General features: G+C 61.5%; 26 protein-coding genes and 1 tRNA gene. 10 read left to right on the forward strand and 17 right to left on the reverse strand.

Annotated elements, in window-relative coordinates:
- From ACSQ3I_RS25410 to ACSQ3I_RS25425, 4 genes are all read right to left on the reverse strand, one after another.
- Window positions 1-572 (reverse strand): hypothetical protein (locus ACSQ3I_RS25410; protein ID WP_436003559.1); only part of this gene is annotated, 572 nt, incomplete at its 3' end.
- A 289-nt stretch (window positions 573-861) separates the two neighbouring features.
- Window positions 862-2,238 (reverse strand): site-specific integrase, encoded by a 1,377-nt coding sequence (locus ACSQ3I_RS25415; RefSeq protein ID WP_436003561.1) that lies wholly within the window; start codon window positions 2,236-2,238, stop codon window positions 862-864.
- Complete coding sequence (locus tag ACSQ3I_RS25420; RefSeq protein ID WP_436003563.1) at window positions 2,225-2,494, reverse strand: DUF6538 domain-containing protein; 270 nt, start codon at window positions 2,492-2,494, stop codon at window positions 2,225-2,227. Before ACSQ3I_RS25420 ends, ACSQ3I_RS25415 begins: the two co-directional genes overlap by 14 nt.
- A 27-nt stretch (window positions 2,495-2,521) precedes the next feature.
- Window positions 2,522-2,597, reverse strand: a tRNA-Ile gene (locus ACSQ3I_RS25425).
- Between the two features lie 157 nt (window positions 2,598-2,754).
- Between ACSQ3I_RS25425 and ACSQ3I_RS25430 the strand changes: the two genes are divergently transcribed.
- Window positions 2,755-3,501 (forward strand): SIMPL domain-containing protein, encoded by a 747-nt coding sequence (locus ACSQ3I_RS25430; protein ID WP_436003565.1) that lies wholly within the window; start codon window positions 2,755-2,757, stop codon window positions 3,499-3,501.
- Between the two features lie 164 nt (window positions 3,502-3,665).
- Here ACSQ3I_RS25430 and ACSQ3I_RS25435 read toward each other — a convergent pair whose 3' ends face one another.
- The 4 genes from ACSQ3I_RS25435 to ACSQ3I_RS25450 all read right to left on the reverse strand — a co-directional run bounded on the left by ACSQ3I_RS25435 (window position 3,666) and on the right by ACSQ3I_RS25450 (window position 5,369).
- Window positions 3,666-3,995: a hypothetical protein gene (locus ACSQ3I_RS25435; RefSeq protein ID WP_436003567.1), complete on the reverse strand. Its 330-nt coding sequence runs from the start codon at window positions 3,993-3,995 to the stop codon at window positions 3,666-3,668.
- An 86-nt stretch (window positions 3,996-4,081) separates the two neighbouring features.
- Complete coding sequence (locus ACSQ3I_RS25440; protein WP_436003569.1) at window positions 4,082-4,447, reverse strand: hypothetical protein; 366 nt, start codon at window positions 4,445-4,447, stop codon at window positions 4,082-4,084.
- A 122-nt stretch (window positions 4,448-4,569) separates the two neighbouring features.
- Window positions 4,570-4,992: a secondary thiamine-phosphate synthase enzyme YjbQ gene (locus ACSQ3I_RS25445; RefSeq protein ID WP_436003678.1), complete on the reverse strand. Its 423-nt coding sequence runs from the start codon at window positions 4,990-4,992 to the stop codon at window positions 4,570-4,572.
- Window positions 4,993-5,099: 107 nt separating this feature from the next.
- Window positions 5,100-5,369: a DUF982 domain-containing protein gene (locus tag ACSQ3I_RS25450; protein ID WP_436003571.1), complete on the reverse strand. Its 270-nt coding sequence runs from the start codon at window positions 5,367-5,369 to the stop codon at window positions 5,100-5,102.
- A 198-nt stretch (window positions 5,370-5,567) separates the two neighbouring features.
- Here ACSQ3I_RS25450 and ACSQ3I_RS25455 point away from each other — a divergent pair, with 198 nt between their 5' ends.
- Together ACSQ3I_RS25455 and ACSQ3I_RS25460 are read left to right on the forward strand one after the other, a co-directional pair.
- Window positions 5,568-5,906: a hypothetical protein gene (locus ACSQ3I_RS25455; protein ID WP_436003573.1), complete on the forward strand. Its 339-nt coding sequence runs from the start codon at window positions 5,568-5,570 to the stop codon at window positions 5,904-5,906.
- Between the two features lie 210 nt (window positions 5,907-6,116).
- The gene (locus ACSQ3I_RS25460) at window positions 6,117-6,494 is read left to right on the forward strand and encodes a VOC family protein (RefSeq protein WP_436003575.1); all 378 of its coding nucleotides are present in this window, start codon (window positions 6,117-6,119) and stop codon (window positions 6,492-6,494) included.
- 78 nt (window positions 6,495-6,572) lie between these two features.
- Here the strand turns inward: ACSQ3I_RS25460 and ACSQ3I_RS25465 are convergent, their stop codons facing one another.
- A complete protein-coding gene (locus ACSQ3I_RS25465) occupies window positions 6,573-6,833 on the reverse strand; it encodes a DUF2171 domain-containing protein (protein WP_436003577.1) in 261 nt (86 codons plus the stop codon).
- A gap of 182 nt (window positions 6,834-7,015) precedes the next feature.
- Here ACSQ3I_RS25465 and ACSQ3I_RS25470 point away from each other — a divergent pair, with 182 nt between their 5' ends.
- Together ACSQ3I_RS25470 and ACSQ3I_RS25475 are read left to right on the forward strand one after the other, a co-directional pair.
- Window positions 7,016-7,159, forward strand: coding sequence for a hypothetical protein (locus tag ACSQ3I_RS25470; RefSeq protein WP_436003578.1), 144 nt, complete (start codon window positions 7,016-7,018; stop codon window positions 7,157-7,159).
- Between the two features lie 95 nt (window positions 7,160-7,254).
- The gene (locus ACSQ3I_RS25475) at window positions 7,255-7,749 is read left to right on the forward strand and encodes a heme-degrading domain-containing protein (RefSeq protein WP_436003580.1); all 495 of its coding nucleotides are present in this window, start codon (window positions 7,255-7,257) and stop codon (window positions 7,747-7,749) included.
- A gap of 71 nt (window positions 7,750-7,820) precedes the next feature.
- On the opposite strand, the gene ACSQ3I_RS25480 is transcribed toward ACSQ3I_RS25475, so the two are convergent.
- Entirely contained in the window at window positions 7,821-9,080 is a 1,260-nt protein-coding gene (locus ACSQ3I_RS25480; protein WP_436003582.1) for an AGE family epimerase/isomerase, read from the reverse strand.
- Window positions 9,081-9,261: 181 nt separating this feature from the next.
- Here ACSQ3I_RS25480 and metH point away from each other — a divergent pair, with 181 nt between their 5' ends.
- The 3 genes from metH to ACSQ3I_RS25495 all read left to right on the forward strand — a co-directional run bounded on the left by metH (window position 9,262) and on the right by ACSQ3I_RS25495 (window position 15,429).
- Window positions 9,262-13,026 (forward strand): methionine synthase, encoded by a 3,765-nt coding sequence (metH, locus tag ACSQ3I_RS25485; RefSeq protein WP_436003584.1) that lies wholly within the window; start codon window positions 9,262-9,264, stop codon window positions 13,024-13,026.
- A 137-nt stretch (window positions 13,027-13,163) separates the two neighbouring features.
- Window positions 13,164-14,366 (forward strand): diguanylate cyclase, encoded by a 1,203-nt coding sequence (locus tag ACSQ3I_RS25490; protein ID WP_436003586.1) that lies wholly within the window; start codon window positions 13,164-13,166, stop codon window positions 14,364-14,366.
- 142 nt (window positions 14,367-14,508) lie between these two features.
- The gene (locus tag ACSQ3I_RS25495; RefSeq protein WP_436003588.1) at window positions 14,509-15,429 is read left to right on the forward strand and encodes an alpha/beta hydrolase; all 921 of its coding nucleotides are present in this window, start codon (window positions 14,509-14,511) and stop codon (window positions 15,427-15,429) included.
- Between the two features lie 21 nt (window positions 15,430-15,450).
- Here the strand turns inward: ACSQ3I_RS25495 and msrA are convergent, their stop codons facing one another.
- Complete coding sequence (msrA, locus tag ACSQ3I_RS25500) at window positions 15,451-16,146, reverse strand: peptide-methionine (S)-S-oxide reductase MsrA (RefSeq protein ID WP_436003590.1); 696 nt, start codon at window positions 16,144-16,146, stop codon at window positions 15,451-15,453.
- A gap of 128 nt (window positions 16,147-16,274) precedes the next feature.
- Between msrA and ACSQ3I_RS25505 the strand changes: the two genes are divergently transcribed.
- Window positions 16,275-16,679, forward strand: coding sequence for an ACT domain-containing protein (locus ACSQ3I_RS25505; protein WP_436003592.1), 405 nt, complete (start codon window positions 16,275-16,277; stop codon window positions 16,677-16,679).
- On the opposite strand, the gene ACSQ3I_RS25510 is transcribed toward ACSQ3I_RS25505, so the two are convergent.
- Complete coding sequence (locus ACSQ3I_RS25510) at window positions 16,672-18,672, reverse strand: CocE/NonD family hydrolase (RefSeq protein WP_436003594.1); 2,001 nt, start codon at window positions 18,670-18,672, stop codon at window positions 16,672-16,674. The two genes, ACSQ3I_RS25505 and ACSQ3I_RS25510, sit on opposite strands and share 8 nt — an antisense overlap.
- Window positions 18,673-18,743: 71 nt before the next feature.
- Between ACSQ3I_RS25510 and ACSQ3I_RS25515 the strand changes: the two genes are divergently transcribed.
- Window positions 18,744-19,085, forward strand: a complete 342-nt coding sequence (locus ACSQ3I_RS25515) for a hypothetical protein (protein ID WP_436003596.1) — start codon at window positions 18,744-18,746, stop codon at window positions 19,083-19,085.
- 44 nt (window positions 19,086-19,129) lie between these two features.
- Here the strand turns inward: ACSQ3I_RS25515 and ACSQ3I_RS25520 are convergent, their stop codons facing one another.
- The 5 genes from ACSQ3I_RS25520 to ACSQ3I_RS25540 are packed head-to-tail and all read right to left on the reverse strand — an operon-like array spanning window position 19,130 to window position 23,325.
- Window positions 19,130-19,576, reverse strand: a complete 447-nt coding sequence (locus ACSQ3I_RS25520; RefSeq protein ID WP_436003598.1) for a type II toxin-antitoxin system VapC family toxin — start codon at window positions 19,574-19,576, stop codon at window positions 19,130-19,132.
- Window positions 19,576-19,821, reverse strand: coding sequence for a type II toxin-antitoxin system Phd/YefM family antitoxin (locus ACSQ3I_RS25525; RefSeq protein ID WP_436003680.1), 246 nt, complete (start codon window positions 19,819-19,821; stop codon window positions 19,576-19,578). The genes ACSQ3I_RS25520 and ACSQ3I_RS25525 overlap by 1 nt, the downstream gene beginning before the upstream one ends.
- 54 nt (window positions 19,822-19,875) lie before the next feature.
- Window positions 19,876-21,507, reverse strand: a complete 1,632-nt coding sequence (locus ACSQ3I_RS25530) for an ABC transporter ATP-binding protein (protein ID WP_436003600.1) — start codon at window positions 21,505-21,507, stop codon at window positions 19,876-19,878.
- Window positions 21,500-22,327, reverse strand: coding sequence for an ABC transporter permease (locus tag ACSQ3I_RS25535; RefSeq protein ID WP_436003602.1), 828 nt, complete (start codon window positions 22,325-22,327; stop codon window positions 21,500-21,502). Before ACSQ3I_RS25535 ends, ACSQ3I_RS25530 begins: the two co-directional genes overlap by 8 nt.
- Window positions 22,324-23,325 carry an ABC transporter permease gene (locus ACSQ3I_RS25540; RefSeq protein WP_436003682.1) on the reverse strand — a complete coding sequence of 334 codons (1,002 nt, stop codon included), beginning with the start codon at window positions 23,323-23,325 and terminating at the stop codon, window positions 22,324-22,326. The genes ACSQ3I_RS25535 and ACSQ3I_RS25540 overlap by 4 nt, the downstream gene beginning before the upstream one ends.
- Between the last annotated feature and the right edge of the window lie 77 nt (window positions 23,326-23,402).

Genomic DNA, 23,402 nt, shown 5'->3' on the forward strand with positions numbered 1-23,402 from the left:
CGGATGTACATATCGTGTAAGGTGTTTGCCCACTCTGTTGCCGGAACTTGGTTGTTGAACGCGTTGCGGCACCCTTCGTCATCGATACGTCCAACGAGCTCTGCTAGATATGTGAAATCCATCCCGGTCTGTGCAGCCAGCGCCGTCAATATGTTCGAATAGTAGGCTTCGTATGGTGTCTCATCACGGACGATAAGCTTGGCTCTCAGCACTGGTGGAAAAGGGTACTTTTCCTTACGCGACCAATTGTAGACAGTCTGCCAAAGGGTGTCGGGTAAGAGCGGCGGGGACATGCCTCTTCGATAGGCTTCGCCGATCTGCGGCCAGATGTAGCTTCCCAGCACCTGTTTCCTGTAGGCGTTCCAGCGATGGAATTTCGCGTGATGTGCGATGACGTGGGTAACGTCCTTCTCTTTAAGGGCGGCAAGGTCATTGGCTTCATGGTTAGTTGCGCCAGCCCGTAGCGCCTCAAGGTAAAGATAGCTGCGTGCCGCCTCATAGATAACCGGACCGCGCCAACGAAAATACATAAAGCCAGCAAAGCAGGCGGCGGCGATCAAGAATATTGACATGAATTGAGCCCCGTACAAAGGGCGGTAGGCGCGGTTCGTCCCCGCGAATAGCCCTTCGATCCTCTGGTGATCGGGGAGTTAGTAACCGTACAGCGACGGCCCCACGGCCTTTAGTTCGGAGAACCTGGACATACGCCGCAGGCTCCCCGACCATATAAGGTCGAAGAGTGGTGCTGATTTGGCAGCACGATACCTAGCTGTAGGGGTTACTACGCCCCTGAAGCCGCACGTACGGCCCCAAGGGCTGTTTCCCGCATTCGGGAATCACTGTCAATCCTGCATGGCAGGCTCAGGTTGCTGGCATGCCATAGTCGAGCTTCTGCATCGCCTCGCTGCGTTGCTGCAACGTGAAGCCTTCCTTGAAATATTGTCGGTGGGTCATGCCATCTTGCTCGTGGCCGATGATAGACTTTACCAACGGATCAGCCACCCCAGCCTGCAATAGGCGGGTATTGACCGTATGTCGTAGGCTGTGAAAGACACGGGTCTTAGTCTTCAACCCTAGCTTCACCAGCAAGGTGTTGTTGAACCATCGGCTTTGGTGACGTCCCCATCCGTTCTTCGGATCGTAGGTGAAGTCGGGGAAGAGCTTACTAGCCTTTTTGTCGCTCATGGCCTGTACGTAGCCGAGCAGCCCCGCCTCGATAAGCTTGCTGTGTATTGGCACAAGACGACGAGCGGCAGACGTCTTTAGGCTCTTACGGTCGCCTTCCTCATTCATGTCAAAGACCCATATGCCGTTCTCTTGACGAATGTCCTTGAGATGTAGCTGCGCGATCTCGCCTAGTCGGGCCCCTGTGTAGATGCCGATGAGGGTCGCCCATTTCTGGTAGGGCTTGGAAACTAGTCCGTCGTCATTCTGCAGGACGGCTCGCAATATCAGGCGGATTTGGTCGTCTGTGTAAGCGTCCCGGTCGCCGTCTTTGCTTTTCTTGGTCTGCTTGACCGTAAGGCCGGAGAAGAAGTTATCATTTGTATGATGGTTCTGTTTCGCCCACTCGAACAGCTCGTGGTAGGTTTGCAGGTACTTGTTGATGGTCGCGACCTGTATAATCTCGACATTGGGAAGATTTAGAACGTCGGCAAGCGGTCTGCCTCGCGTAAGCGGGTTTTTTGAGCGGTTGCGCGGGTAAGAAAGTAGAGTGTCTTTCACCCGCTTGGCTTCCATAGCCGTGATTCTGCGTACGTCCGTATCCCCGCCAAGGATCTCCTCTAGTAGCTTGATGTGGTCCGCTTTCTCGATGATGGTCTTTGCGGCCCATGCATCGCCGCGCTGTCTTTCTTTGCTGTAGGCGGCGGCAACGTCGGCAATGTTCATACCCCCAGTTTTCGTTGATCGCAGAATGTCACCGGTAGGCGACATTGGGCCGCTTGCGAAATCATAACGCCGCAGCGACTTATCGTAGGCAAGGACGGCCTTCGTAAAGCCATGGAAGGACAGCTTCATTTCTCGGTCTAACCAACCGTATTCCGAACTGCCTTCCTGTATGTCTAGGTCGTATTTCTCGATGAAGCGGGCCAATAGATCGTCGTCGGATTTGACGAGGGACAGCGGGGCATCTGTTTTCCTTGCCTGCTTGGCGACAAGCTTGCTGGTCTCGTAAATCTGCCGGTCAAGCTCGCTCAGAGGCCCCGCATCGTTCATCTCTGTCTTAGCTTCGTCCAACCTCGTACCGCATCCCGTGGGCAATTCCATACTCGTTCAATCGTTCGCCTATCTGGCTCAGAGAGCGGGACAAGCGCAATGCCTTTCGTGGGTCGCGGGTCTGTAGCGAAAGCTTGAGCGTGGATGCTTTTTTCTGTGGATGTAGCTGCTTCGGTAGAGGCCAACGCAGGTAGAAAACACCGCATCGTGACTTCACGAGATAGGCCGGATTGAACAAACCAATGTTCCCCTTGGATGTCTCCCCAAGAAAAACCACTATCTAAGTCATTGATTTTAAACGAAATGGTGGGCCCGGAGGGACTCGAACCCCCAACCAAGCGGTTATGAGCCGCCGGCTCTAACCATTGAGCTACAGGCCCCGGCCGGATGGGTCCGGCTTTGTGCTGCAGGGACAATGGCTTCCCCGCGAGCGGCCTTCGCTCTAGCGTAATTTGCCGTTCTCCACAAGCGCTTGCCGCATTCCCTTCACAATCAAAAGACAAGAAGCCAATGCAACACCAACCATGAGGATCGACCATGCGCCTTCGGAAAACTGCGGATTTTGCCGCGATCGCCTTTCTCGGCCTTTCAATGCTGGCGGCGGCGGGCGTTGCCCGGGCCGAGGATAACCAGCAGCGTCGCGAAGCGACCATTGTGGTCTCCGGCGAAGGCGAGGCGAAAGCCGTGCCGGATACGGCGCTGATCAGCCTCAGCGTCGTTCGACAGGCAAAGACCGCCCGCGAGGCGCTCGATGACAACAACAAGGCGATGGGCGACGTGCTGTCGGCACTGAAACAGTCGGGCATCGCCGATCGCGACCTGCAGACCTCCGGTTTCGGCATCATGCCGCAATTCAATTACCCGACCGATACCGGCGGCCGGGCGCTGCCGCCGGAGCTGATCGGCTACCAGGCAACGAACACGCTCACCGTGCGCGTGCGAGACCTGACCAAGCTCGGTGCCGTCATCGACCAGGCGGTGACGCTCGGCGTCAACCAGGGCGGCGATGTCGCCTTCACCAACGACAAGCCGCAGCCGCTGATCACCGAAGCCCGCAAGGCGGCCGTTGCCGATGCGCTCGACAAGGCAAAGGTGCTGACGGAAGCCGCCGGGGTCAAGCTTGGCCGCATCGTCGAGATTTCCGAATCGATGCCGCGTGCACCGCAGCCGCTGTACCGCGCCGCGGCGATGGCGAAAGAAATGTCCGATGCCTCCGTTCCGATGGCAGCCGGCGAAAACAGCTATTCGGTAACGGTCAACGTCACCTTCGCGCTGGAACAGTAAGACAAAAAGAAGCGCCCCCCGCTCGAACCTCTGACGGGTCGGGCGAGGGGCGTCTTGCATCCGTCCACCGGGCGGAAGGCGGACGCAAGAATTGCGGCCGGTTGGCGTTTTGCCGTCATCGGCCGAGGGTTTGCGCGCCTCAGCTCAACGGTCCTGGGGCCGCTTTAGCGACGCAGGAGCGGGCAGCCGCGGACATTGGCGAAAACCATGCGGTCCCAGCCGCCGCGAACGCGGCCTTCGACGACGACGCGGCGCGGAGTCACGTCGACGACCTGGGTGCGGCGCATGCCGTAGTCGCGGGCAATGTCTTCAGCCAGGCGGGGCGAGCAGCCGCGGCGGCGATCCGGGCGGCGGCTGTAGTAGTCTTCCTGTGCGATTTCGGTACCGATCGTCACACGGAAGCCTTCGGCGGCGGATGCGACGCCGAAGGCGCCGGTCAGTGTGCCGGCGGCGATCAGGGCTGCGAGACCGGTCTTGGTGATGATTTTGAACATGATATCCTCCGTGGTTGGAATGGTTGCTGGTTAGGCTGCGATCGTGGCGAAACACGGCGATCGGCGGCTAAAATTCACGATGATGGTTAACGGGCGATGAGCGGGCAGCCGGGCATGTTGGCGAAAACCATGCGTCCCCAGCCATAGAGGCCGCGTCCTTCGACGACGATGCGGCGGCGGCCCATGCCGGTGATCTCCGCCTGGCGCAGGCCCTGGCCGCGGGCCTGGTCGACGGCCTGTTCCGGTGAGCAGTTGCGACGGATGCCGCGCCGGCGTTCCAGGTGAGGCCCGGTGCGTGGCTGGTCGGCGACGACGGCGCCCTCGGCAGTAAAGCCCGGCAGGACCATGCCGATCCAGCGGCTGCTTTCCTGGGCCGCGGCGGCGGTTCCGAGGCAGACGGATCCGATCGCGATCACCAACGCCAAGCCTGTCTTGGCGGATAATACCGGCATGTCAACTCTCCATCCTCGAGACCCCTGATGTGATCGGGATCTTCATTGTGAGTTGGAGAATAGGCCGGCGAAACTGAATGCCCCCGGAACCGGGTGTTCATCCTGCGTTTATCCGGTCCGGATCAGGCGCCGAGGTGGAGGATGATGTTGCGACGATGCGGGCGGTCGCGGTGTTCGAAGAGGTATAGGCCCTGCCATGTGCCGAGTGCGAGCCGGCCACCGCTGACCGGAATGCCGATGGAAACCTGCGTCAGTGCGGATTTGATGTGTGCCGGCATGTCATCCGGTCCTTCGTCCCGATGGGTGACCCAGCCCATGGCAGGATCCGAGGTTGGCGGCACGATGCGGGCGAAAAAGGCCTTCAGGTCATGCTTCACGTCCGGATCCGCATTTTCCTGGATCAGCAGCGAGCACGAGGTGTGCTGGACGAAAAGCGTCAGCAGGCCTTCTTCCTGTCCTGCCCCCGCGACGAAGGCGGCGGCCTTCTCCGTGAATTCGTAGAGTCCCTGGCCCCGGGTGGAAAGGGTGAGCATGGTCTGCGGCATGGCGGTCTCCCGGTCGTCTGACACGCCTCGGCCTCCGTCATCGCGAGACGGTTGTCAAGGCGGGCGTGCCGTTCCGCCGAAGCGATTCCGCTTCGGCTGGAAATGCTCTAGTGGCTGGTCTGGTCCACACTGTGCTCGACGGCGGAGAGAACATCCCTGCGGGCTTCTTCCACGCCGCGGGTATGGTGCAGGGCTTCGATGCAGCTTTGTTTTGCCCGTTCGTAATAGAGGCCGTGAATGCTGGACCATTCGTGAACCAGGTAGCACAGCGCGTCGCAAGGGCCGCGCAGGATGCGGTGTCCCTGTCCTTCAATATGCAGATCGACGGGAATGAGCCAGACGATCTGGCTGGCTTCGGGACGTTCTTGCTGTTGCATCACTTCCTCCTCGGGATTTCTACCCGACATCGAACACCGCGCGCGGAAAAATGTTCCGCGCGGAAGGCCCGGATGTCATGAATTGCAGCGTCTGCTCATGGAACAATATCGCGCGGTTTTTCGTTTGCAGTCCGGAATTTCCAAGCAAGGCCTCGGGGCCGCAAACGGGTTGTGGCCCAGGCGATACTGGAGGATATCATGTTCAAGCTTCTTTCGACATGCGGTCTGGCCGCTGTCATCAGCATTGGCGCCTTCGTCGTTCCGGCAAGTCAGAGTTTCGCGCAGGATATCGAACTGGAGATCGGGCCGGACGGCATCCAGCCGCGCATTCGCGACCGGGATCGCGAAGACGATCTCGATCGTGATCGCCGCCGCGGCTGCAATCCCGAATATGCGCGCTCGCTGGCGCGCGACGCCGGCCTTCGCCGGGCCGAGATCGTGCGCGTCACGGAGCGTCGAATCGTCATCGAAGGGATGACGCGTGCCGGGCCGGAACGGATGACCTTTGCCAACCGGCGCGGCTGCCCGGAAATCTGATCCGGCTGATCGCATCAAAGGAACCCCGCCTGGCGTTTGTGAGGCGGGGTTTTCTTTTGGCGGAATTTTACTTCACCCATTTTCCCAGCGCGATCGATAGGTTAACGTGCGTTTGCGGGCACCGTCCTGTTTTCCAGCAACGAAACGCATCATGGCCAACCAAGCACCGTCTGGAGCGTGACTGCGACTTCACGGATGAGAGGTTGTGCGATGAACGATATCGCCGAAAATGGTGTCAAGTTCGGGCGAATTGCAGTGATGCTGCCCGTCAAGGATATGATCAGGGCACATGATTTTTATTGCAATGTGCTTGGCTTCAGAAAGACGTTCGAGAACGGCAATCCCGTCGGCTTCATGATCCTGAAGCGGGATGCTGGCGAACTGCATCTGACGCTCCAGCCACAGCACAAGCAGGCGCATTTTAACGTTGCGCACATGATGGTCGATGATGTCGATGCCTTGCATGCCTTGTGCCAGCAACATGGCCTGAGGATCATCAAAAGCCTGCAGGACAAGGATTATGGCTTGCGGGCCTTCGTTTTCGAAGATCCTGACGGCAACCGCATCGATGTGGGCCAGCCGATCTAGCTCTTGATATGGAAGCGTCGCAAAGTCGGCCTCGCGAACGGCTTTGCGACGGATTTTGTTTGTCTTTAGCGCACCAACTTAGTGCTGCATCTTGCCGTCTTTTTCCTGTTCCATCTGGAACGCCACCGCGCCGTTGGCGGACAGGCGAACACGATTGCCTGCCACGTCGGCAACCAGATCCAGCGGGATGAAGTGATGGTGGCCTTTGTGGGAGCCTTCGCCGCTATCCCTTTTCGTCAGCTTGATGCGGTTGCCTTCGACGCGGTCGACGGTGCCGACATGAACGCCGTCGGCGCCGATGATTTCCGCATGTTCCTTGATCTGCGATGCATTGATCATGAGATCCTCCTTGGATTTGCCCATAAGAAACGCACGAGTCCGGAAATCGATCCGCTTTTTTCAATGCGGGTTGCAAGAAGAGGTCGTTCACTTCTGGAAGCAGTGTTCACCGAAACTGGTCTATCGAAAGTGAACAATCGGCGCGATGATCGCCTCATCACATTGTTTGCGAGGGTGCTGACATGGCGCACGAACCGATCCTTACACTGCAAGCTTTGATCATCTGGGCGCTCATTCTCGGCAGCGTTGCCGCCTACCAGATGCTGGATGACACGCGGAACCGGCCTTTGACGGCGACGGTGGAGAGCTGGCAGCATCGTTCCTGAGGGTACTGCTAGATTCCGCTTTACATTTTCACCTGTTCACGATGATTTTCGCCGACCGCTCTGGGGGCGGGTGGAGAAAAGGAGAGTTGAGCAGCATGACGATCGACCAGGACTTGAAGGATATTGCCGAGCAGGAGGAGATCCTCCACTTCGACCATTTCGACCTGCGGTCCGGCTGGCGCCTCGGCAAGCATCTGCGCGACATGGCGGTGGAACGCGGCCTCGGTGTCGCCATCGATGTCACCTTGCATTCGATGCCGGTGTTTTATGCGGCGCTGCCGGGCTCGACGCCGGACAATGCCAACTGGATCCGGCGCAAGCGCAACCTGGTGCTGCGCTATTTCAAGAGCAGCTACGCCTGTGGCTTGCAGCTGAAGAAGCAGGGCAAGACGGTGGAGGATAACGGCCTGTCGGAGGCGGATTTTGCGCCGCATGGCGGTTCGTTCCCCATCAACGTCCGTGGCACCGGCTGCATCGGCGCCGTTACCGTTTCGGGGCTGCCGCAGCGCGAGGACCACAATATGGTGGTCGAGGCTCTGTCGGCCTTGCTCGGCAAGGATCATGACGGGTTGAAGCTGCGGGCGGAGTGAGCCGCAGCTGTTTTGCCGATGGCGGGAGGGAGATCCGTCCCGCCATATAACGACGTATTCCGGCGGCCGAATTACAGCTTGCCGCCGGTTTCCTGGATCATCTTCGTCAGGCTGCCTTCCGCGGGATAGAGCGGGATAAGGCAGGCCTGCAGCGCGTGGTAGATGTCGCCCTTGCCGGGGAAAATGCTGTTTGCCGGCCTCAGGTCTTCCGTCAGTTCCTCATGCCAGCCGCCGTTTTCATGGTCGAGGAAGGCCGTGGCGACGCTGTTCCAGATCTTGCGGTAGCTGGTTTCGTGGAACGCGCTCGGGGCATGCTCGTTGAGGAAGTGCGCCGCACCGGCGCCCTCGCAGACCGGCCACCACAGTTTTTCCCGTTTGGCGGGGGTGTCCTCCCAATCGAGCGTGTAGAAGAAGCCGCCCTTTTTGTCGTCCCAGCCGAGCACCATGGATTGCGAAAACAGCCCCTTGGCCGCCTCCGGCATCCAGTCGTGGCGCTTGCCGCCGAGCGACCAGAGCTGCAGCACGAGGCGCGCCCATTCCAGCCAGTGGCCGGGCGTGGTGCCCGAGGGGCGGAACATCTCGTTGCCGCGATAATTCTTGTCGAGCGTCCAGTCGCGATCGAAATGTTCAGCGACACGCCAGCCGACCGAGCCGGCCGAGCGACGAATGACGAGGTCGGCGATGCTTTCCGCCTTGTCGAGATAGGCGCGTTCGCCGGTCACCTCGAAAGCGGCCATCAGCGCTTCGGTCAGGTGCATGTTGGAATTCTGGCCGCGATAACTGCCACCGTCGATCGGTGACCAGTCGGCGTTGAACTCTTCGGCGATGGCGCCGTGATGCGGTTCCCAGAATTTTTCATTGAGGATTTCGGTGACGTCGGCCAGCATCCGGTCGGCAAGCGGGTGGCCGACGGTCTTGGCGGATGAGGCAGCCAGCAGCACGAAGGCATGGCCGTAACCCTGCTTGCTCGAATCGGCCGGTCCGTCGTTGCCGAGGGTCCAGAAGTAGCCGCCGTTCTTGCCGTCGCGATGACGGTCCCAGAGATAGGACATGCCGTGGTCGACGATGTCGTCGGCACCCGGCCGGCCGAGAAGGCTGCCGATGGCAAAGCAGTGGATCATGCGTGCCGTCGAATGGATGCCGCGCACCTGGCCTTCCGGGTTCAACGGCTTGCCGGCCTTGTCGAGATCGTTGAAGCCGCCCTTGGCATTGACGGCCTGGTGCTGGAAGAAATCGAAAAGTCCATCGGCCTGCTGCCAGAGCCAGCGGCGATGATAGGGACGCTCGGTCCATTTTGCCGTTGCGTTCGCCGCCTGCGCCTTGTCCGTCATCGAAGCCCTCCCGTGCCGTCCCGATGCTAATCGTTTGAATGCCTATAGCTGGCCGCTCCGGCAATGTCATCTGCCCTCGCAACGAAGCCAAGAATGAAATTCTGTTGTAGATATATAGATATGTTGACATAAAGATATCTTTATGTGATTTTCCGACCTCATTCGAGAAGCGAGGTATGCCATGTTTGACCATCTGTTCGAGCCGACGAAGAAGCGTGACGGCGCAGACATCATGCAGGCACTGCGCCAGGCAGCCCGCGAGCGGATTCTCATCCTCGATGGCGCTATGGGCACGCAGATCCAGGGTCTGGGTTTCCAGGAGGAGCATTTTCGCGGCGAGCGATTCATCGGTTGCGCCTGCCACCAGCAGGGCAACAACGACCTGCTGATCCTGACCCAGCCGGATGCCATCGAGGAAATCCATTATCGTTACGCCAAGGCCGGCGCCGACATCCTCGAGACCAATACCTTTTCCTCGACCAGTATCGCCCAGGCGGATTACGAGATGGAGAAGGCGGTCTACGACCTCAATCGCGACGGCGCGATGCTCGTCCGGCGGGCGGCGATGCGGGCGGAGCGTGAGGACGGCAAGCGCCGTTTCGTCGCCGGCGCCATCGGCCCGACCAACCGCATCGCCTCGATCTCCCCTGATGTCAACAATCCCGGCTACCGCGCCGTCACCTTCGATGATCTGCGGCTTGCTTATGGCGAACAGCTCGACGGGCTGATCGACGGCGGCGCCGATATCATTCTCATCGAAACGATCTTCGACACGCTGAACGCCAAGGCGGCGATCTTCGCCTGCGAAGAACGTTTTGCGGCAAAGGGCATCCGCCTGCCGGTGATGATCTCAGGCACGATCACCGACCTTTCCGGCCGCACGCTCTCCGGCCAGACGCCCTCGGCCTTCTGGAATTCGGTTCGGCATGCCAACCCGTTCACCATCGGCCTCAACTGCGCGCTGGGCGCCGATGCCATGCGGCCGCACCTGCAGGAACTGTCGGGCGTCGCCGACACTTTCGTCTGCGCCTATCCGAATGCCGGCCTGCCGAACGAGTTCGGCAAGTATGACGAAAGCCCCGACGATATGGCACGGCAGATCGAGGGGTTTGCTGCCGATGGGCTCGTCAACGTCGTCGGCGGCTGCTGCGGCTCGACGCCCGAACATATCCGCGCCATTGCCGAGGCGGTGGCCGGCCGCAAACCCCGGCAGGTTCCGGAACACCGGCCGTTCATGTCGCTCTCCGGCCTCGAACCCTTCGAGCTCACCAAGGATATTCCTTTCGTCAATGTTGGCGAGCGCACCAACGTCACCGGCTCGGCGAAATTCCGCAAGCTGATCACCAATGCCGACTATACCGCGGCCCTCGACGTCGCCCGCGACCAGGTGGAAAGCGGCGCACAGGTCATCGACATCAACATGGACGAGGGGCTGATCGATTCCGAAAAGGCGATGGTCGAGTTCCTCAACCTGATTGCCGCCGAGCCGGATATCGCCCGCGTGCCTGTGATGATCGATAGCTCGAAGTTTTCGATCATCGAGGCCGGGCTGAAATGCGTGCAGGGCAAGCCGATCGTCAACTCGATCTCGCTGAAGGAAGGCGAAGAGGCGTTTCTGAAGCAGGCGCGGCTGGTGCGTAATTATGGTGCCGCCGTCGTCGTCATGGCCTTCGACGAGACGGGGCAGGCGGATACCTATGCCCGCAAGGTGGAGATTTGCAGCCGCGCCTACAAGCTTCTGACGGAAGAGGCGGGGCTGGCGCCGGAAGACATCATTTTCGATCCCAACATCTTTGCCGTAGCGACCGGCATCGAGGAGCACAACAATTACGGCGTCGACTTCATCGAGGCGACCCGCACGATCCGCGAGACGATGCCGCTCGTCCATATTTCCGGCGGCGTGTCCAACCTGTCCTTCTCCTTCCGCGGCAACGAGCCGGTGCGCGAGGCGATGCATGCCGTGTTCCTCTACCACTGCATCCAGGTCGGCATGGACATGGGCATCGTCAATGCCGGGCAGCTGGCCGTCTACGACACCATCGACCCGGAGCTGCGCGAGGCCTGCGAAGACGTGGTGCTGAACCGCCGCGCCGATGCCACGGAACGTCTGCTCGAAGTCGCCGAACGTTTTCGTGGCGCGGGTACGCGCGAAGCCAAGGCGCAGGATCTTGCCTGGCGCGAATGGCCGGTGGCGAAACGCCTCGAACATGCGCTGGTCAACGGCATCACCGAATATATCGAGGCCGATACCGACGAGGCGCGCCTTGCCGCCGAACGGCCGCTGCATGTCATCGAGGGACCACTGATGGCCGGCATGAACGTCGTCGGCGACCTGTTCGGCGCCGGCAAGATGTTCCTGCCGCAGGTGGTGAAGTCCGCCCGCGTGATGAAGCAGGCCGTTGCCGTGCTCTTGCCGTTCATGGAAGAGGAGAAGCGCCAGAATGGCGGCAGCGAACGCCAGTCGGCCGGCAAGGTGCTGATGGCGACGGTGAAGGGTGATGTCCACGATATCGGCAAGAACATCGTCGGCGTCGTGCTCGCCTGCAACAATTACGAGATCATCGACCTCGGCGTCATGGTGCCGGCAACGAAGATCCTCGAGACGGCGGTGGCCGAGAAGGTCGATATCATCGGCCTGTCGGGACTGATCACCCCGTCGCTCGACGAGATGGTGCATGTCGCCGCCGAGATGGAGCGGCAAGGCTTCTACATTCCGCTGCTGATTGGTGGAGCGACCACCAGCCGGGTGCATACCGCCGTGAAGATCCATCCGGGTTACAAGGAAGGGCAGGCGGTCTATGTGACAGACGCCTCACGTGCCGTTGGTGTTGTCTCGGCGCTGCTTTCGCCCGACAGCCGCGACGGCTACATCGAGACCATCCGGGCGGAATATGCCAAGGTGGCGGCGGCGCATGCGCGCAACGAAGCGGAGAAGGTGCGCCTGCCGCTCTCCCGGGCGCGTGAAAACGCCGAAAAGGTCGATTGGGCTGCCTACAAGCCGACGCCGCCGCAGTTCCTCGGCACCCGCATCTTCGAAAGCTACGACCTGGCCGAACTGGCGCGCTACATCGACTGGACGCCGTTCTTCCAGACATGGGAGCTGAAGGGTCGCTTCCCGGCGATCCTCGACGACGAAAAGCAGGGCGAGGCGGCCCGCCAGCTTTATGCCGATGCGCAGGCCATGCTGGCGAAGATCATCGAGGAAAACTGGTTCCGCCCGCGCGCCGTCGTCGGCTTCTGGCCGGCCGGTGCTGTCGGTGACGATATCCGTCTGTTTGCGGATGAAAGCCGCTCAGTGGAGCTTGCCACCTTCTACACGCTGCGCCAGCAGCTTTCCAAACGCGATGGCCGGCCGAATGTCGCCCTGTCGGATTTCGTCGCGCCGGTCGAAAGCGGCGTGCGGGATTATGTCGGCGGTTTCGTCGTCACGGCCGGCATTGAGGAAGTTGCGATCGCCGAACGTTTCGAGCGGGCGAACGACGACTATTCGTCGATTCTCGTCAAGGCGCTTGCCGACCGCTTCGCCGAGGCTTTCGCCGAGCGGATGCACGAACGCGTGCGTCGCGAATTCTGGGGTTATGCACCGGACGAGAATTTTACCGCCGAAGAACTGGTGACAGAATCCTATGCCGGCATCCGCCCGGCGCCCGGTTATCCGGCCCAGCCGGACCACACCGAAAAGGAAACGTTGTTCCGGCTGCTCGACGCCCAGGCGGCGACGGGTGTCACGCTGACGGAAAGTTATGCCATGTGGCCCGGCTCGTCCGTTTCCGGCCTCTATATCGGCCATCCCGCCAGCTACTATTTCGGCGTGGCCAAGGTGGAGCGTGATCAGGTGGAGGATTATGCCGCCCGCAAGGGCATGCCGCTCCCCGAAGTGGAGCGCTGGCTGGGGCCGGTCCTGAACTACGTGCCCGTTTCCACCGTGGTCGATGATGCTGCCTGATCACTGCCGCTGCCGGATTTTCCGGCGGCGGCCAGTGCCCGGCCGGTCAGGCGGGTGCAGGTTTTTTAATGTTTTATCCCTAGGCTGCCTTTCAAGTATTGCCGTATCTCGTTGACCGCGTTGACAGCAGGGAAAAGATGGAAACGGATAATTTCGCTTATCTGCTGCCCTTTATCATGCTGGCATTCGGCTGCAGCTTCATGATCATTGGCCGCTGGCGTGCCCAGCCGGCGCTGTCGTGGGGATGGGCGTTCCTGCTGGTTTCGCTTGCATTCGCTACGCCGATTATCTTCTCTCGCCTGCCGTTTCCCTATCAGGCCGCGATCAGCAACGTGCTGTTCCTGGCGGGCTTCTATTTCTACGGAGAAGCCTTGCTGCGGCGGTTCGAGGCGAAGCGGTATGGTGCATTGCGGGCGGGCTTTGCCGTAGCGGTTTTCGCCGCCATCTCCTATGCGATCTTCGTCGAGCACAGCCTGCGGGCCGAGTTGCTGCTTTCCGACATTGCCTGCATCCTGCTCTTGGCTTTCCCGCTTGTCGTTTCGGCGCCCAAGGCCCGCCTGATGATCGACAAGGCTCTGCTCGTCGTCATAGGGCTCATCGTTCTGGAAACGCTGACGCGTCTTGCGATTTTCCTGATCACCGATGCGACCGATAGCTTCGAGGATTTCCTTGCCTCCGATTATGCCTTCCTGATGCAGGTTACGGCAAGCGTGCTGGGCCTCGTCCTGGGGCTGACGGCGCTTGCCGGCGTCGCGCTTGACGTCATTCTTTATTATCGCGATGCCGCAGAGAAGGACCCGCTGACAAGCCTCCTCAATCGCCGCGGCTTCGAGCGGGTCATCGCAAATCTCGATGCCGACTGGCGTCAATCGGGCGCCGCCATCATCTGCGATATCGACCACTTCAAACGCATCAACGACACCTATGGCCATGCGACCGGCGACCGGGTGATTGCCGGCCTTGCCGAGCTTCTGAGCCGACATCTGCCGGCGGGCGTCTCGATTGCCCGTTTCGGCGGTGAGGAATTCGTTGTGCTTCTGCCCGAGCATAGCCTCGCAGAAGCCGGCGCACTGGCCAATCTGCTGCGCCTCAACCTCGCGGCGCGGGACTGGAGCGACCTCGGTTTCCATCGCCAGATCACCGCAAGTTTTGGTGTCGCTGCGGTGGCGCGCGGCGATCACTCGCCGCACGATGCCATCGCCCGGGCCGACAAGCAGCTTTATGCCGCCAAGGTCAACGGCCGCAACACCGTCATGGTGGAAGGCGCTTCGCCGGCGGAGGCGCCGGCGCTGCACATCGTGCCGCAGGCTCGAAAGAGCGGTGAGGGTGCTGCGAAATAACATCGATCCGTCTTTGCTGAGACATTGATTCAACGGCTTGCGACAGTGAATCAACACGTTTGCAAGCTGATTCAGCCCGCCGCGCCAGCCTCTTGTTTCTCCAGAGAAAAACGGGCATCGTTTTGCAAACGGGGAGAAACACATGCTGGACAAGACGGTGCGGCCGATGCCGACGGAGGAGGGCATTCTGGCTTTCCTCAAGCGTTGCGACGCTTTTTATCCGCCGGATGCGGTCAACGGCACGATCGAGCAGCAACGGGGCTGGTACGATGCGCTCTGCGCCGATTTTTCCCCGCCCTTGCCGGAAGGCCTGTCGAAGCGCGACGAAAGCCTCGGCGGTGTGACGGTCCGCCATTATACGCCGGCGCAGGTGCGCACCGAGACGCGGCTGCTTTACCTGCATGGCGGCGGTTTTGTCGTCGGATCGCTCGAAAGCCATGATGCGATCTGCGCCGAGCTTTGCCACGGTGTCGGCGCACGGCTGACCGCCGTCGACTACCGGCTGGCACCGGAGCACGTGTGGCCTGCCCAGACCGACGACTGTTACGCGGTCCTGAAACACCTGCTCGGCGAAGGGCTGCAGGTCGTGCTGGTCGGTGACAGCGCCGGCGGCAATCTTGCGGCAGGGCTGGTATTACGGGCGCGGGCGGACGGGCTTTCCGGCATCGTCGGCCAGGCACTGATCTATCCGGCGCTCGGCGGCGATCTCGTTTCCGGCTCCTACGAAGAGATGGCGGAGGCGCCCGGCCTGACGACGGCGGATGTGAAATATTACCGCGACATCCTCAAGGCACCGGCCGATGCCGAGGTTGCCCACCCCCTGCGCACGGCCTCAGTCGCCGGCCTTCCGCCAACCTACATCACCGTCGCGCATTTCGATCCGCTGCGCGACGACGGGGCGGATTATGCCGCACGGCTGGCAAAGGCGGGTGTGGAAGTGTGGTACCGCGACGAACCACAGATGGTGCATGCCTGGTTGCGGGCGCGGCACATGAGCGACGGTGCCAAGGCCGGTTTTCGTGCGCTGGTGGTTGCCGTCAGCCGCTTTGCCGGCACGCTCTGACGGTTTGGTTTTCCGTAACCGTCAGCCCTTGGCCTTCAACACGAGGACAGGCTCGCTGCGGAACGCGCCGGGAAACAGCATCCGCAGGTTCTCGATCTTCGGCATGTCGTTGAAGAGGATGTAGGGGTAGGTCGGGTTGAGCGTCAGAAAATCCTGGTGATAGGTTTCGGCGGGGAAGAAGCCGCTGATATCGGTGACCTCGGTGACGATAGGCCCGGCGAAGACGTGGATGTTTTCAAGCTGGGCGATATAGGCCTTGGCGATCTTTTCCTGCTCGTCGTTCATCACGAACAAGGCCGAGCGATATTGCGTGCCGTGATCCGGCCCCTGGTAATTGAGCTGGGTCGGATTGTGGGCGACGGAAAAGAAGATCTGCAGCAACTGGCCGTAGCTCACCTTCGCCGGGTCGTAACTGACCTCGACGGCTTCCGCATGGCCCGTCGTGCCGGTGCTGACCATGCTGTAATCCGCATCCTCCTGCCGGCCACCGGAGTAGCCCGAGACTGCCGCGGTGACGCCGTTGACGTGCTGGAAAACACCCTGTACGCCCCAGAAACATCCACCGGCAAACACGGCCTTTTCCTGTCCGGCCGTTCGGGCCTCGTCGAGGACAGGCGGCGGGATGACGATGGCCTCTTCCGCGCCGATTGCCGGCACGCAGGACAACAGCACCGCGAGGGACGCTGCGGACAGGGCGAGGGATACGGGTCTGATCATGGCGGCCTCCTCATTTGCGCCGAAACTCCCGCATCGTTCGTCATCGGTCAAATCGCAACGCCGTGATACACGTGCATGTGAGGACCGTTTGCCGGCGCGCCGCGCTTCATCTGTTCGAAAGGGAAAATATGGCTGCCGTGACCGATCTTGCGACATTGCTGGCGACGATGGACCCGGTGCTGCAGGAGGGGGAGTTTGCCTTCTGCACGCTGTCGGAAGAGGCGTTTGCGGCCTGCCAGCCGCTGCGGCCGCTCGGGCTGTTTCGCGAGGTCGAGGGTGTGACGGTGATCCTGCCGGTCGAGGTTGCGCGGGAACGGGGACTTGCGATCGGCACACCGATGCGCTGGATCACCCTCAACGTCCATTCGGCGCTGGAGGCGGTCGGCCTGACCGCCGCCTTTTCCGCGGCACTGACACAAGAAGGCATCAGCGCCAATGTGGTCGCGGGGTATTATCACGACCACATCTTCATCCCGGCGGCGGATGCCGAGCGGGCGGTTATGGCGCTGAAAGCGCTGTCGGCGGCTACATGAAGTCGCGCCGAATGCGTTTCTCGAAGGTCTTTTCGAAGATCTGGGTCTCCTCTTCATAGGCCTTCACGTCGCCGCTGATCAGCCATTCGGTGGCGGTGCAGGCGATGCGGGCAGTCGAGATGGTGCGCACGAACCAGTTCGGTCGCCGCATGTCGCAGGTCCAGGTCGAAAGCCCGGTCATCGACAAGGGATCATCCGGGCTGATCGACCACAGTTCTTCGCGCAACTGCCGCGTGGCGAGACCATTGCCGGGGTGCTCGAAAAGGCCGGTGTCTTCATGGATGCGATATTCGGTACGGTTTTCCGTGAGATTGCGGGTGACGCTGCGCTGCGTCGCTCCCGGGGCATGCTCGATATATTTCGGCAGCGGATCGGGATTGTCCGGTTCCTTCACGGTTATCTTTTCGTGGCCGCCGAGTTTCGGAAGGGCGAAACCGAGCGAGGCCATGTCGATAGTGACGCCCGGGTCGCTGGGCGGCGGCAGGATCATCGGCCAGTAGGACGTCGAGATCGACAGGCGGATGCGATGGCCCTTGCGGAAGCGGTAGCCGCAGGCATCGAGCTCGATGCGGATCAAGACCTTCTCGCCCTTGGGCACGGCCTTCGGCTCGGCATAGCTGTCGCGATGGGCGAGGTTGAGGACGCCGAAGGAAACGCGTGTCGCCGTGCCATCGGGATGGACGTCGACGAGGCGGGCGCAAAGATTGGCCCAGTCGGCATCGCAGGAAACGCTCATCGCCAGCACCGGCCGGCCGAGAACATCGAGATCGGCCTCCAGCACCTCGCCTTCGACGACGAGCGAGCCGGCATCGTCGCCACGCTGGTCGATGGCCATTTCGACATCGGGTTTCAGGGTGAAGTATTCGCCTGATGCCGTGCCGGTATCGAGTGGTGAGCGGATGTAGCGGTCATGATCGTGGGCGCCGGGGATGGGGTTGCCGGGGATCAGCATGCCGAACTGGTCGGCGTAAAAATTCATCATGTCAGGCGCCTGCCAGCGATCCTTACCGATCCAGAAGCCCGGATCGAAATCGCGGCGCGGGGCAGGGCGGATGCTGTCGAGAATATAGGCGCGCATTTGCGGCAGGGTGTCGATGCCGTTTTCCTCGCCGCGCAGCCAGCGGTTCCACCAGGCGATGGCTTCACCGGTGAAATCGGCGCGTGGTTTCGGCCAGGCAAAATGCGGATATTTGTGTACCCAGGGGCCGATCAGCGCCTTGGCCTTGTCGCCAAGACCCTCGATGGCGCGGATCGGCGTGTTGCGATAACCGTCGGCCCAGCCGGCGATGACCATGGCCGGCACGGTGACGTCGTCGAAATTCTCACCGATCGAGCCGTGTTTCCAGAATTCGTCGCGACGTTGGTGGGTGAGCCATTCCTCCAGGAAAAAGGGTTCGTTTTCCAGCCGCTCCAGCCACATCTCCTTCCAGCGGTTGCCGCTCAGTTCCGGATCCGGCGAGCGCGACTGGTAGGCGAGCATGGTCGCTGCCCAGGAAAGCTGCGCGGAAAGATGCGTGCCGTTCTTGTAGTGGATGTCGTCGTTATAGCGGTCGACGGTGGAGGCGATGGAGATCACCGCCTTCAGCGCCGGCGGGCGGAGCGCTGCGACCTGCAGGCAGTTGAAGCCGCCCCAGGAAATGCCCATCATGCCGACCGAGCCGTTCGACCAGGGCTGGGCGGCGATCCAGGCGATCAGCTCGCAGGCATTCGCCAGTTCCAGCGGCGTGTATTCGCCGTCGATGACGCCGTCCGATTCACCCGAGCCGCGGATATCGACACGCACACCGGCGATGCCGGCGGCGGCGAAGACCGGATAGGTGGATTCGTCGCGCAGGCAGGTTCCGTCGCGCTTGCGGTAGGGCAGGAATTCGAAAACGGCGGGCACCGGGTCTTGACCGGCGCCGTCAGGCATCCAGATACGGGCGGAGAGCCGCGTGCCGTCCTTCAGCGTGATCCATTCGTTCTCAAGCACGGTGAAGCTGCATTCGGTCATGGTCGTGTCCATTTCGGGCAATAGAGGTATGGTGGCTCGAATGAGCGCCGGGTTTTGAAAGCGGAGGGAATATGATGCGGAAATTGGCGGTTTTGGCGGCGGCGATGTCGATGGCAATGTTGACGCCCGTCTGGGCGGAGGATGCCCCGGCTCCCATCCCCGCCTGCGCCATGAGCGGGGCGACGAGCGTGATGTTCAACGGCAAACCCGCCTTGCGGCTGAGCGACGTCATCAATTGCCCGCCGGAGAGTTACCAGATCGTCCAGAGCGTTATGATCGAAGGCCAGCCAATGGTGCAATTCAAGCCGAGCACCGGCGAGAAGGGCAATTGCACCGTCAAGCCGAGCAACGACATCACCGTCGAAGACAAGGCGTCGCAGGGGCTTGGCGACGTGACCTGCACGACGAATTGAGCTGCACGGCCTCTCCATTTTCTGCCTGTGCGCCATCCGTTGCCTCAGTCGGAAGGCAGTTGATCGTGGGGGTCGATGAACGCCACGTCCATCAGCATGAAATGACGCGCGTTTCTGCTGACGACGGTCAATTCGTGCTGTTGCGCCGTCGCGGCGATGGCGGCGTCTTCGAAGCCGGGATTGCCGCCGCGCCCGACAGCCTGGTCGAGCAATCGGCCGGCAGTCTTGGCGATCGGTACGTCGACCGGGATGATGCGCTCACCATAGAGATAGATGATCAGATCGAGCCAGCGGGCCAACCCCTCCGCCTTGCGGACTGCTCCTGTTCTTTCGGCCTTGGCAATGCCGTTTTCGATTTCGGCGACCGTGATCGACGACAGGAATATGGCCGCGGAAGCGCGGTCGAGCCATTGCTTGACCCGCATCTGCTGTGGGTCGTTCGCCCGCGCCGGGGCCGTCACCGACAGTACGTTGGTATCCAGAAGATACATCAGAAATGGTTGTCGCTGGTGGCACGCGCCGGCTGACGCTCTGGAAGGTCGTCCTCTTCCAGCGGCGCATTGGCGAGCAGCCATCCAAAAGACGGCACTTTTTTCAGTTTTTCGTATTCTTCATACGAGATGACCACGGCCGTGCGCTGTCCGTGTCGCGTGATGATCGCCGCCTTGCCTTTGACGGCATCATCGACCACGGCGGAAAGAGTGGCCTTCGCGTCCTTTAGCTGAATTTCTCTCATGCTAAATCCTTCGATGACTACTATGGTCATATATACGACTTTGGTATTCGAACGTCAATTTCCGGCGCTCTCCATGCGCCGCGTTGCCAGCACCCGCTCCAACCAGCCGATTTCCATCTCCGGCACCGATTTCAGAAGCAGGTCGGTGTAGTCGTCGAAGGGCGGCGAGAGCACGGTGCGTTTCGGCCCGAAGCGCACCAGCTTGCCGCGATGCATGACGGCGACGGAATCGGCAATCGCCCGGACGATGGCGATGTCGTGGGTGATGAAGACGTAGGAGAGCTGGCTCTCGGCTTGCAGTCGCATCAAAAGTTTCAGGATGCCTTCCGCCACCAGCGGGTCGAGCGCCGAGGTCGGTTCGTCGCAGAGGATGAGTTCCGGCTTGGCGGCCAGCGCCCGGGCGATGGCGACGCGCTGCTTCTGGCCGCCCGACAGTTCGGCCGGATAGCGATCGACGAAGCCGGAGGCCATCTCGATCTGCTCCAGCAACTCCTTGACGCGGGCCGTCTTTGCCGCGCCACGCAGACCGTAATAGAAGGTCAACGGCCGGCCGATGATGTCGCGCACCGTCTGGCGCGGGTTCATCGCCGTATCAGCCATCTGGTAGATCAGCTGGATGCGACGCAGGTCGTCGCGCGAGCGGCCGGAGAGGGCCGAAGACATCGGCTTGCCATCGAAGGTGACGGTGCCGGCAAGCGGCGGCAGAAGGCCGGTGATGACGCGGGCGAGCGTCGACTTGCCGGAGCCGGATTCGCCGACGACGGCCAGCGTCTGGCCCTTCGGCAGATGCAGCGAGACGTCGTGCAGCACCTTGAAACCGTTGGGATAACCGGCCGTGACGTTATCGACCTTCAAGAGCGTACCGGATTGGTCCTGCGCTTCCTCCTTGCCGGTCTGGCGGACATTGACGAGGGCGCGGGTATAATCCTGGCGCGGTTCCTCGATGATCTGTTTCGCCGTGCCGTATTCCACCGTCTTGCCATGGCGCAGCACCATGATGTCGTCGGAGATCTGCGCGACGACGGCGAGGTCGTGGGTGATGTAGAGAGCGGCGGTATCGGTTTCTTCGATGGCGTGCTTGATGGCCGCCAGCACGTCGATCTGGGTGGTGACGTCGAGCGCCGTGGTCGGCTCGTCGAAGACGATCAGCGCCGGGTTGGAGCAAAGCGCCATCGCCGTCATGGCACGTTGCAACTGGCCGCCGGAGACCTGATGCGGAAACCGGTCACCGAACCCTTCCGGATTGGGCAGGCCGAGGACGCGGAACAGATAGAGCGCTCGTTCGCGCGCCTTCTCCTTGGTCATCAGGCCGTGTTTGACGGTGGCCTCGATCACCTGGTCTCCCAGCTTGTGGGCCGGGTTGAAGGCAGCCGCGGCCGATTGCGCCACGTAGCAGACACGGGCGCCACGCACCGTGCGGATGCCGCCCTTGCCCATCGCCAGGATATTCTGGCCGTCGAGCAGCACTTCGCCGCCGGTGATTTCGGCGCCGCCGCGGCCATAAGCGAGGGCGGACAGGCCGATGGTCGACTTGCCGGCGCCAGATTCGCCGATGAGGCCGAGCACCTTGCCCTTCTGCAGGTCGAGCGAGACGCCATCGACGATGGTCACCCGTTTCGGCGGTTCGCCGGGCGGATAGCTGGTCGCCTCGATTTTCAGGTTGCGGATCGACAGAAGCTCAGGCATCGCCGCGCCCTCCCTTGAGGCTGGAAGTCCGTTTCAAAAGCCAGTCGACGACGAGATTGACGCAGACGGCGAGCGCCGCGATCGCCCCGCCGGGCACGAGCGCCGCCGGGATGCCGAAGATGATGCCGTCCTTGTTGTCCTTGACCATGCCGCCCCAGTCGGCGGCCGGCGGCTGGATGCCGAGGCCGAGGAAGGAGAGAGTGGAGAGAAACAGGATCGAGAAGGCGAAGCGCAGGCCGAATTCGGCCAAGAGGGGCGACAGCGTATTCGGCAGGATTTCGCGGAAGATGATCCAGAGCCGCCCTTCGCCACGCAGCTTGGCGGCCTCGACGAATTCCATGACGGCGACATCGAGCGCCACGGCGCGGCCGAGGCGATAGACGCGGGTACTATCGAGCACCGCCATGACGAGGATCAGGATCAGCAGGCTCTGCGGCAGCACCGCCAGCACCACCAATGCGAAGATCAGCGTCGGGATCGACATCATCAGATCGTTGAAACGCGAGAAGACGGTGTCGATGATGCCGCGGGAAACGGCAGCGGTGAAGGAGAGGAGGATGCCGAGAGAAAACGAAATGATCGTCGCGGCGAGCGCCACGAAGAGTGTCGTGCGCGCCCCGTAGATGACGCGGGAGAGCAGGTCGCGGCCGAGATTGTCGGTGCCGAGGAGGTAGATGTCCCCCATCGGCTCCCAGACGCCGGCGACGATCTCGCCTTCGCCGTAAGGCGCAATCCAGGGCGCGAAAATCGCGAAGATGAAGGCCAGCGCGATGCCGGCAATGCCGATCCAGGCAGTGATGGGAATATCGCGCAATCTCATCTCGGGTGCCTCAGTCTGGGATTGGCGACGATGGCGATGATATCGGCCAGCATGTTGAGCAGGATGTAGAAGGCGGCGAAGATCAGGCCGCAAGCCTGCACCACCGGCATGTCACGCACCGTCACTGCGTCCACCATGTATTGCCCCATGCCGGGATAGACGAAGACAACTTCGACCACCACGACACCGACGACGAGATAGGCGAGGTTGAGCGCCACGACGTTGACGATCGGCGCGATGGCATTCGGGGCGGCGTGCTTGACGATGGCACGGAAGGCACCGAGGCCCTTGAGTTCCGCCGTCTCCATATAGGCCGACGACATCACCGACAGGATTGCCGCCCGGGTCATGCGCATCATGTGGGCGAGGACCACGAGCACCAGTGTCGCCGCCGGCAGCGCGATGGCTTTCAGCCTGTCGAGGAAACCCATGCCTTCGAAGACGGTCGAGGGGAAGGTGGCGAGGCCGAGATTGACGGCGAAGAACAGGATCAGCAGGTAGCCGATGAAGAATTCCGGCAGCGAAATCGCCGCCAGCGAGATGACGTTGATGATCTTGTCCGGAATACGGTTGCGGAAATGCACCGCCACCATGCCGAGGATAATCGCCAGCGGCACCGAGACCAGCGCGGCGAAAAAGGCGAGGAACAGCGAATTGCCGAGCCGGTTGCCGATCTGCTCGCTCACCGAGTTGCGGCTCGCCCACGACGTGCCGAAATCGCCCTGCAGGGCGTTGCCGAGCCACTCGAAATAGCGGGTCGTCACCGGCCGGTCGAGGCCGAGCTGGCTGCGGATGTTTTCGACCGCCTGCGGCGTTGCCGACTGGCCGAGATAGGTTGTGGCGAAGTCGCCGGGCAGCGCTTCGACGCCGGCGAAGATAAGCACGGAAACGGCAAGCAGAAGCACGCCGCTCAACCCCAGGCGCTGAAGGATCAGCGCCAGAAGCGGATAACGCTCCCGGAATTTCCGCGCAGGCAAGCCGCTGGGCTCTGACGTCATGGTCATGGGCGGATCACTCGCTCTGAAAGAAAACCGAAGATCGTCTGCGGAGAGGTTCTCCGCAGACGTGTTCCTGG

Origin of the sequence: Rhizobium sp. LjRoot30 (assembly GCF_964253915.1) — a bacterium.
GTDB lineage: Bacteria > Pseudomonadota > Alphaproteobacteria > Rhizobiales > Rhizobiaceae > Metarhizobium.

Coding starts and splice junctions, on each gene's coding strand:
- ACSQ3I_RS25430 (WP_436003565.1), top strand. CDS start 2,755: ATGCGCCTTCGGAAAACTGCGGATTTTGCCGCGATCGCCTTTCTCGGC.
- ACSQ3I_RS25435 (WP_436003567.1), bottom strand. CDS start 3,995: ATGTTCAAAATCATCACCAAGACCGGTCTCGCAGCCCTGATCGCCGCC.
- ACSQ3I_RS25440 (WP_436003569.1), bottom strand. CDS start 4,447: ATGCCGGTATTATCCGCCAAGACAGGCTTGGCGTTGGTGATCGCGATC.
- ACSQ3I_RS25445 (WP_436003678.1), bottom strand. CDS start 4,992: ATGCCGCAGACCATGCTCACCCTTTCCACCCGGGGCCAGGGACTCTAC.
- ACSQ3I_RS25450 (WP_436003571.1), bottom strand. CDS start 5,369: ATGCAACAGCAAGAACGTCCCGAAGCCAGCCAGATCGTCTGGCTCATT.
- ACSQ3I_RS25455 (WP_436003573.1), top strand. CDS start 5,568: ATGTTCAAGCTTCTTTCGACATGCGGTCTGGCCGCTGTCATCAGCATT.
- ACSQ3I_RS25460 (WP_436003575.1), top strand. CDS start 6,117: ATGAACGATATCGCCGAAAATGGTGTCAAGTTCGGGCGAATTGCAGTG.
- ACSQ3I_RS25465 (WP_436003577.1), bottom strand. CDS start 6,833: ATGATCAATGCATCGCAGATCAAGGAACATGCGGAAATCATCGGCGCC.
- ACSQ3I_RS25470 (WP_436003578.1), top strand. CDS start 7,016: ATGGCGCACGAACCGATCCTTACACTGCAAGCTTTGATCATCTGGGCG.
- ACSQ3I_RS25475 (WP_436003580.1), top strand. CDS start 7,255: ATGACGATCGACCAGGACTTGAAGGATATTGCCGAGCAGGAGGAGATC.
- ACSQ3I_RS25480 (WP_436003582.1), bottom strand. CDS start 9,080: ATGACGGACAAGGCGCAGGCGGCGAACGCAACGGCAAAATGGACCGAG.
- metH (WP_436003584.1), top strand. CDS start 9,262: ATGTTTGACCATCTGTTCGAGCCGACGAAGAAGCGTGACGGCGCAGAC.
- ACSQ3I_RS25490 (WP_436003586.1), top strand. CDS start 13,164: ATGGAAACGGATAATTTCGCTTATCTGCTGCCCTTTATCATGCTGGCA.
- ACSQ3I_RS25495 (WP_436003588.1), top strand. CDS start 14,509: ATGCTGGACAAGACGGTGCGGCCGATGCCGACGGAGGAGGGCATTCTG.
- msrA (WP_436003590.1), bottom strand. CDS start 16,146: ATGATCAGACCCGTATCCCTCGCCCTGTCCGCAGCGTCCCTCGCGGTG.
- ACSQ3I_RS25505 (WP_436003592.1), top strand. CDS start 16,275: ATGGCTGCCGTGACCGATCTTGCGACATTGCTGGCGACGATGGACCCG.
- ACSQ3I_RS25510 (WP_436003594.1), bottom strand. CDS start 18,672: ATGACCGAATGCAGCTTCACCGTGCTTGAGAACGAATGGATCACGCTG.
- ACSQ3I_RS25515 (WP_436003596.1), top strand. CDS start 18,744: ATGATGCGGAAATTGGCGGTTTTGGCGGCGGCGATGTCGATGGCAATG.
- ACSQ3I_RS25520 (WP_436003598.1), bottom strand. CDS start 19,576: ATGTATCTTCTGGATACCAACGTACTGTCGGTGACGGCCCCGGCGCGG.
- ACSQ3I_RS25525 (WP_436003680.1), bottom strand. CDS start 19,821: ATGAGAGAAATTCAGCTAAAGGACGCGAAGGCCACTCTTTCCGCCGTG.
- ACSQ3I_RS25530 (WP_436003600.1), bottom strand. CDS start 21,507: ATGCCTGAGCTTCTGTCGATCCGCAACCTGAAAATCGAGGCGACCAGC.
- ACSQ3I_RS25535 (WP_436003602.1), bottom strand. CDS start 22,327: ATGAGATTGCGCGATATTCCCATCACTGCCTGGATCGGCATTGCCGGC.
- ACSQ3I_RS25540 (WP_436003682.1), bottom strand. CDS start 23,325: ATGACGTCAGAGCCCAGCGGCTTGCCTGCGCGGAAATTCCGGGAGCGT.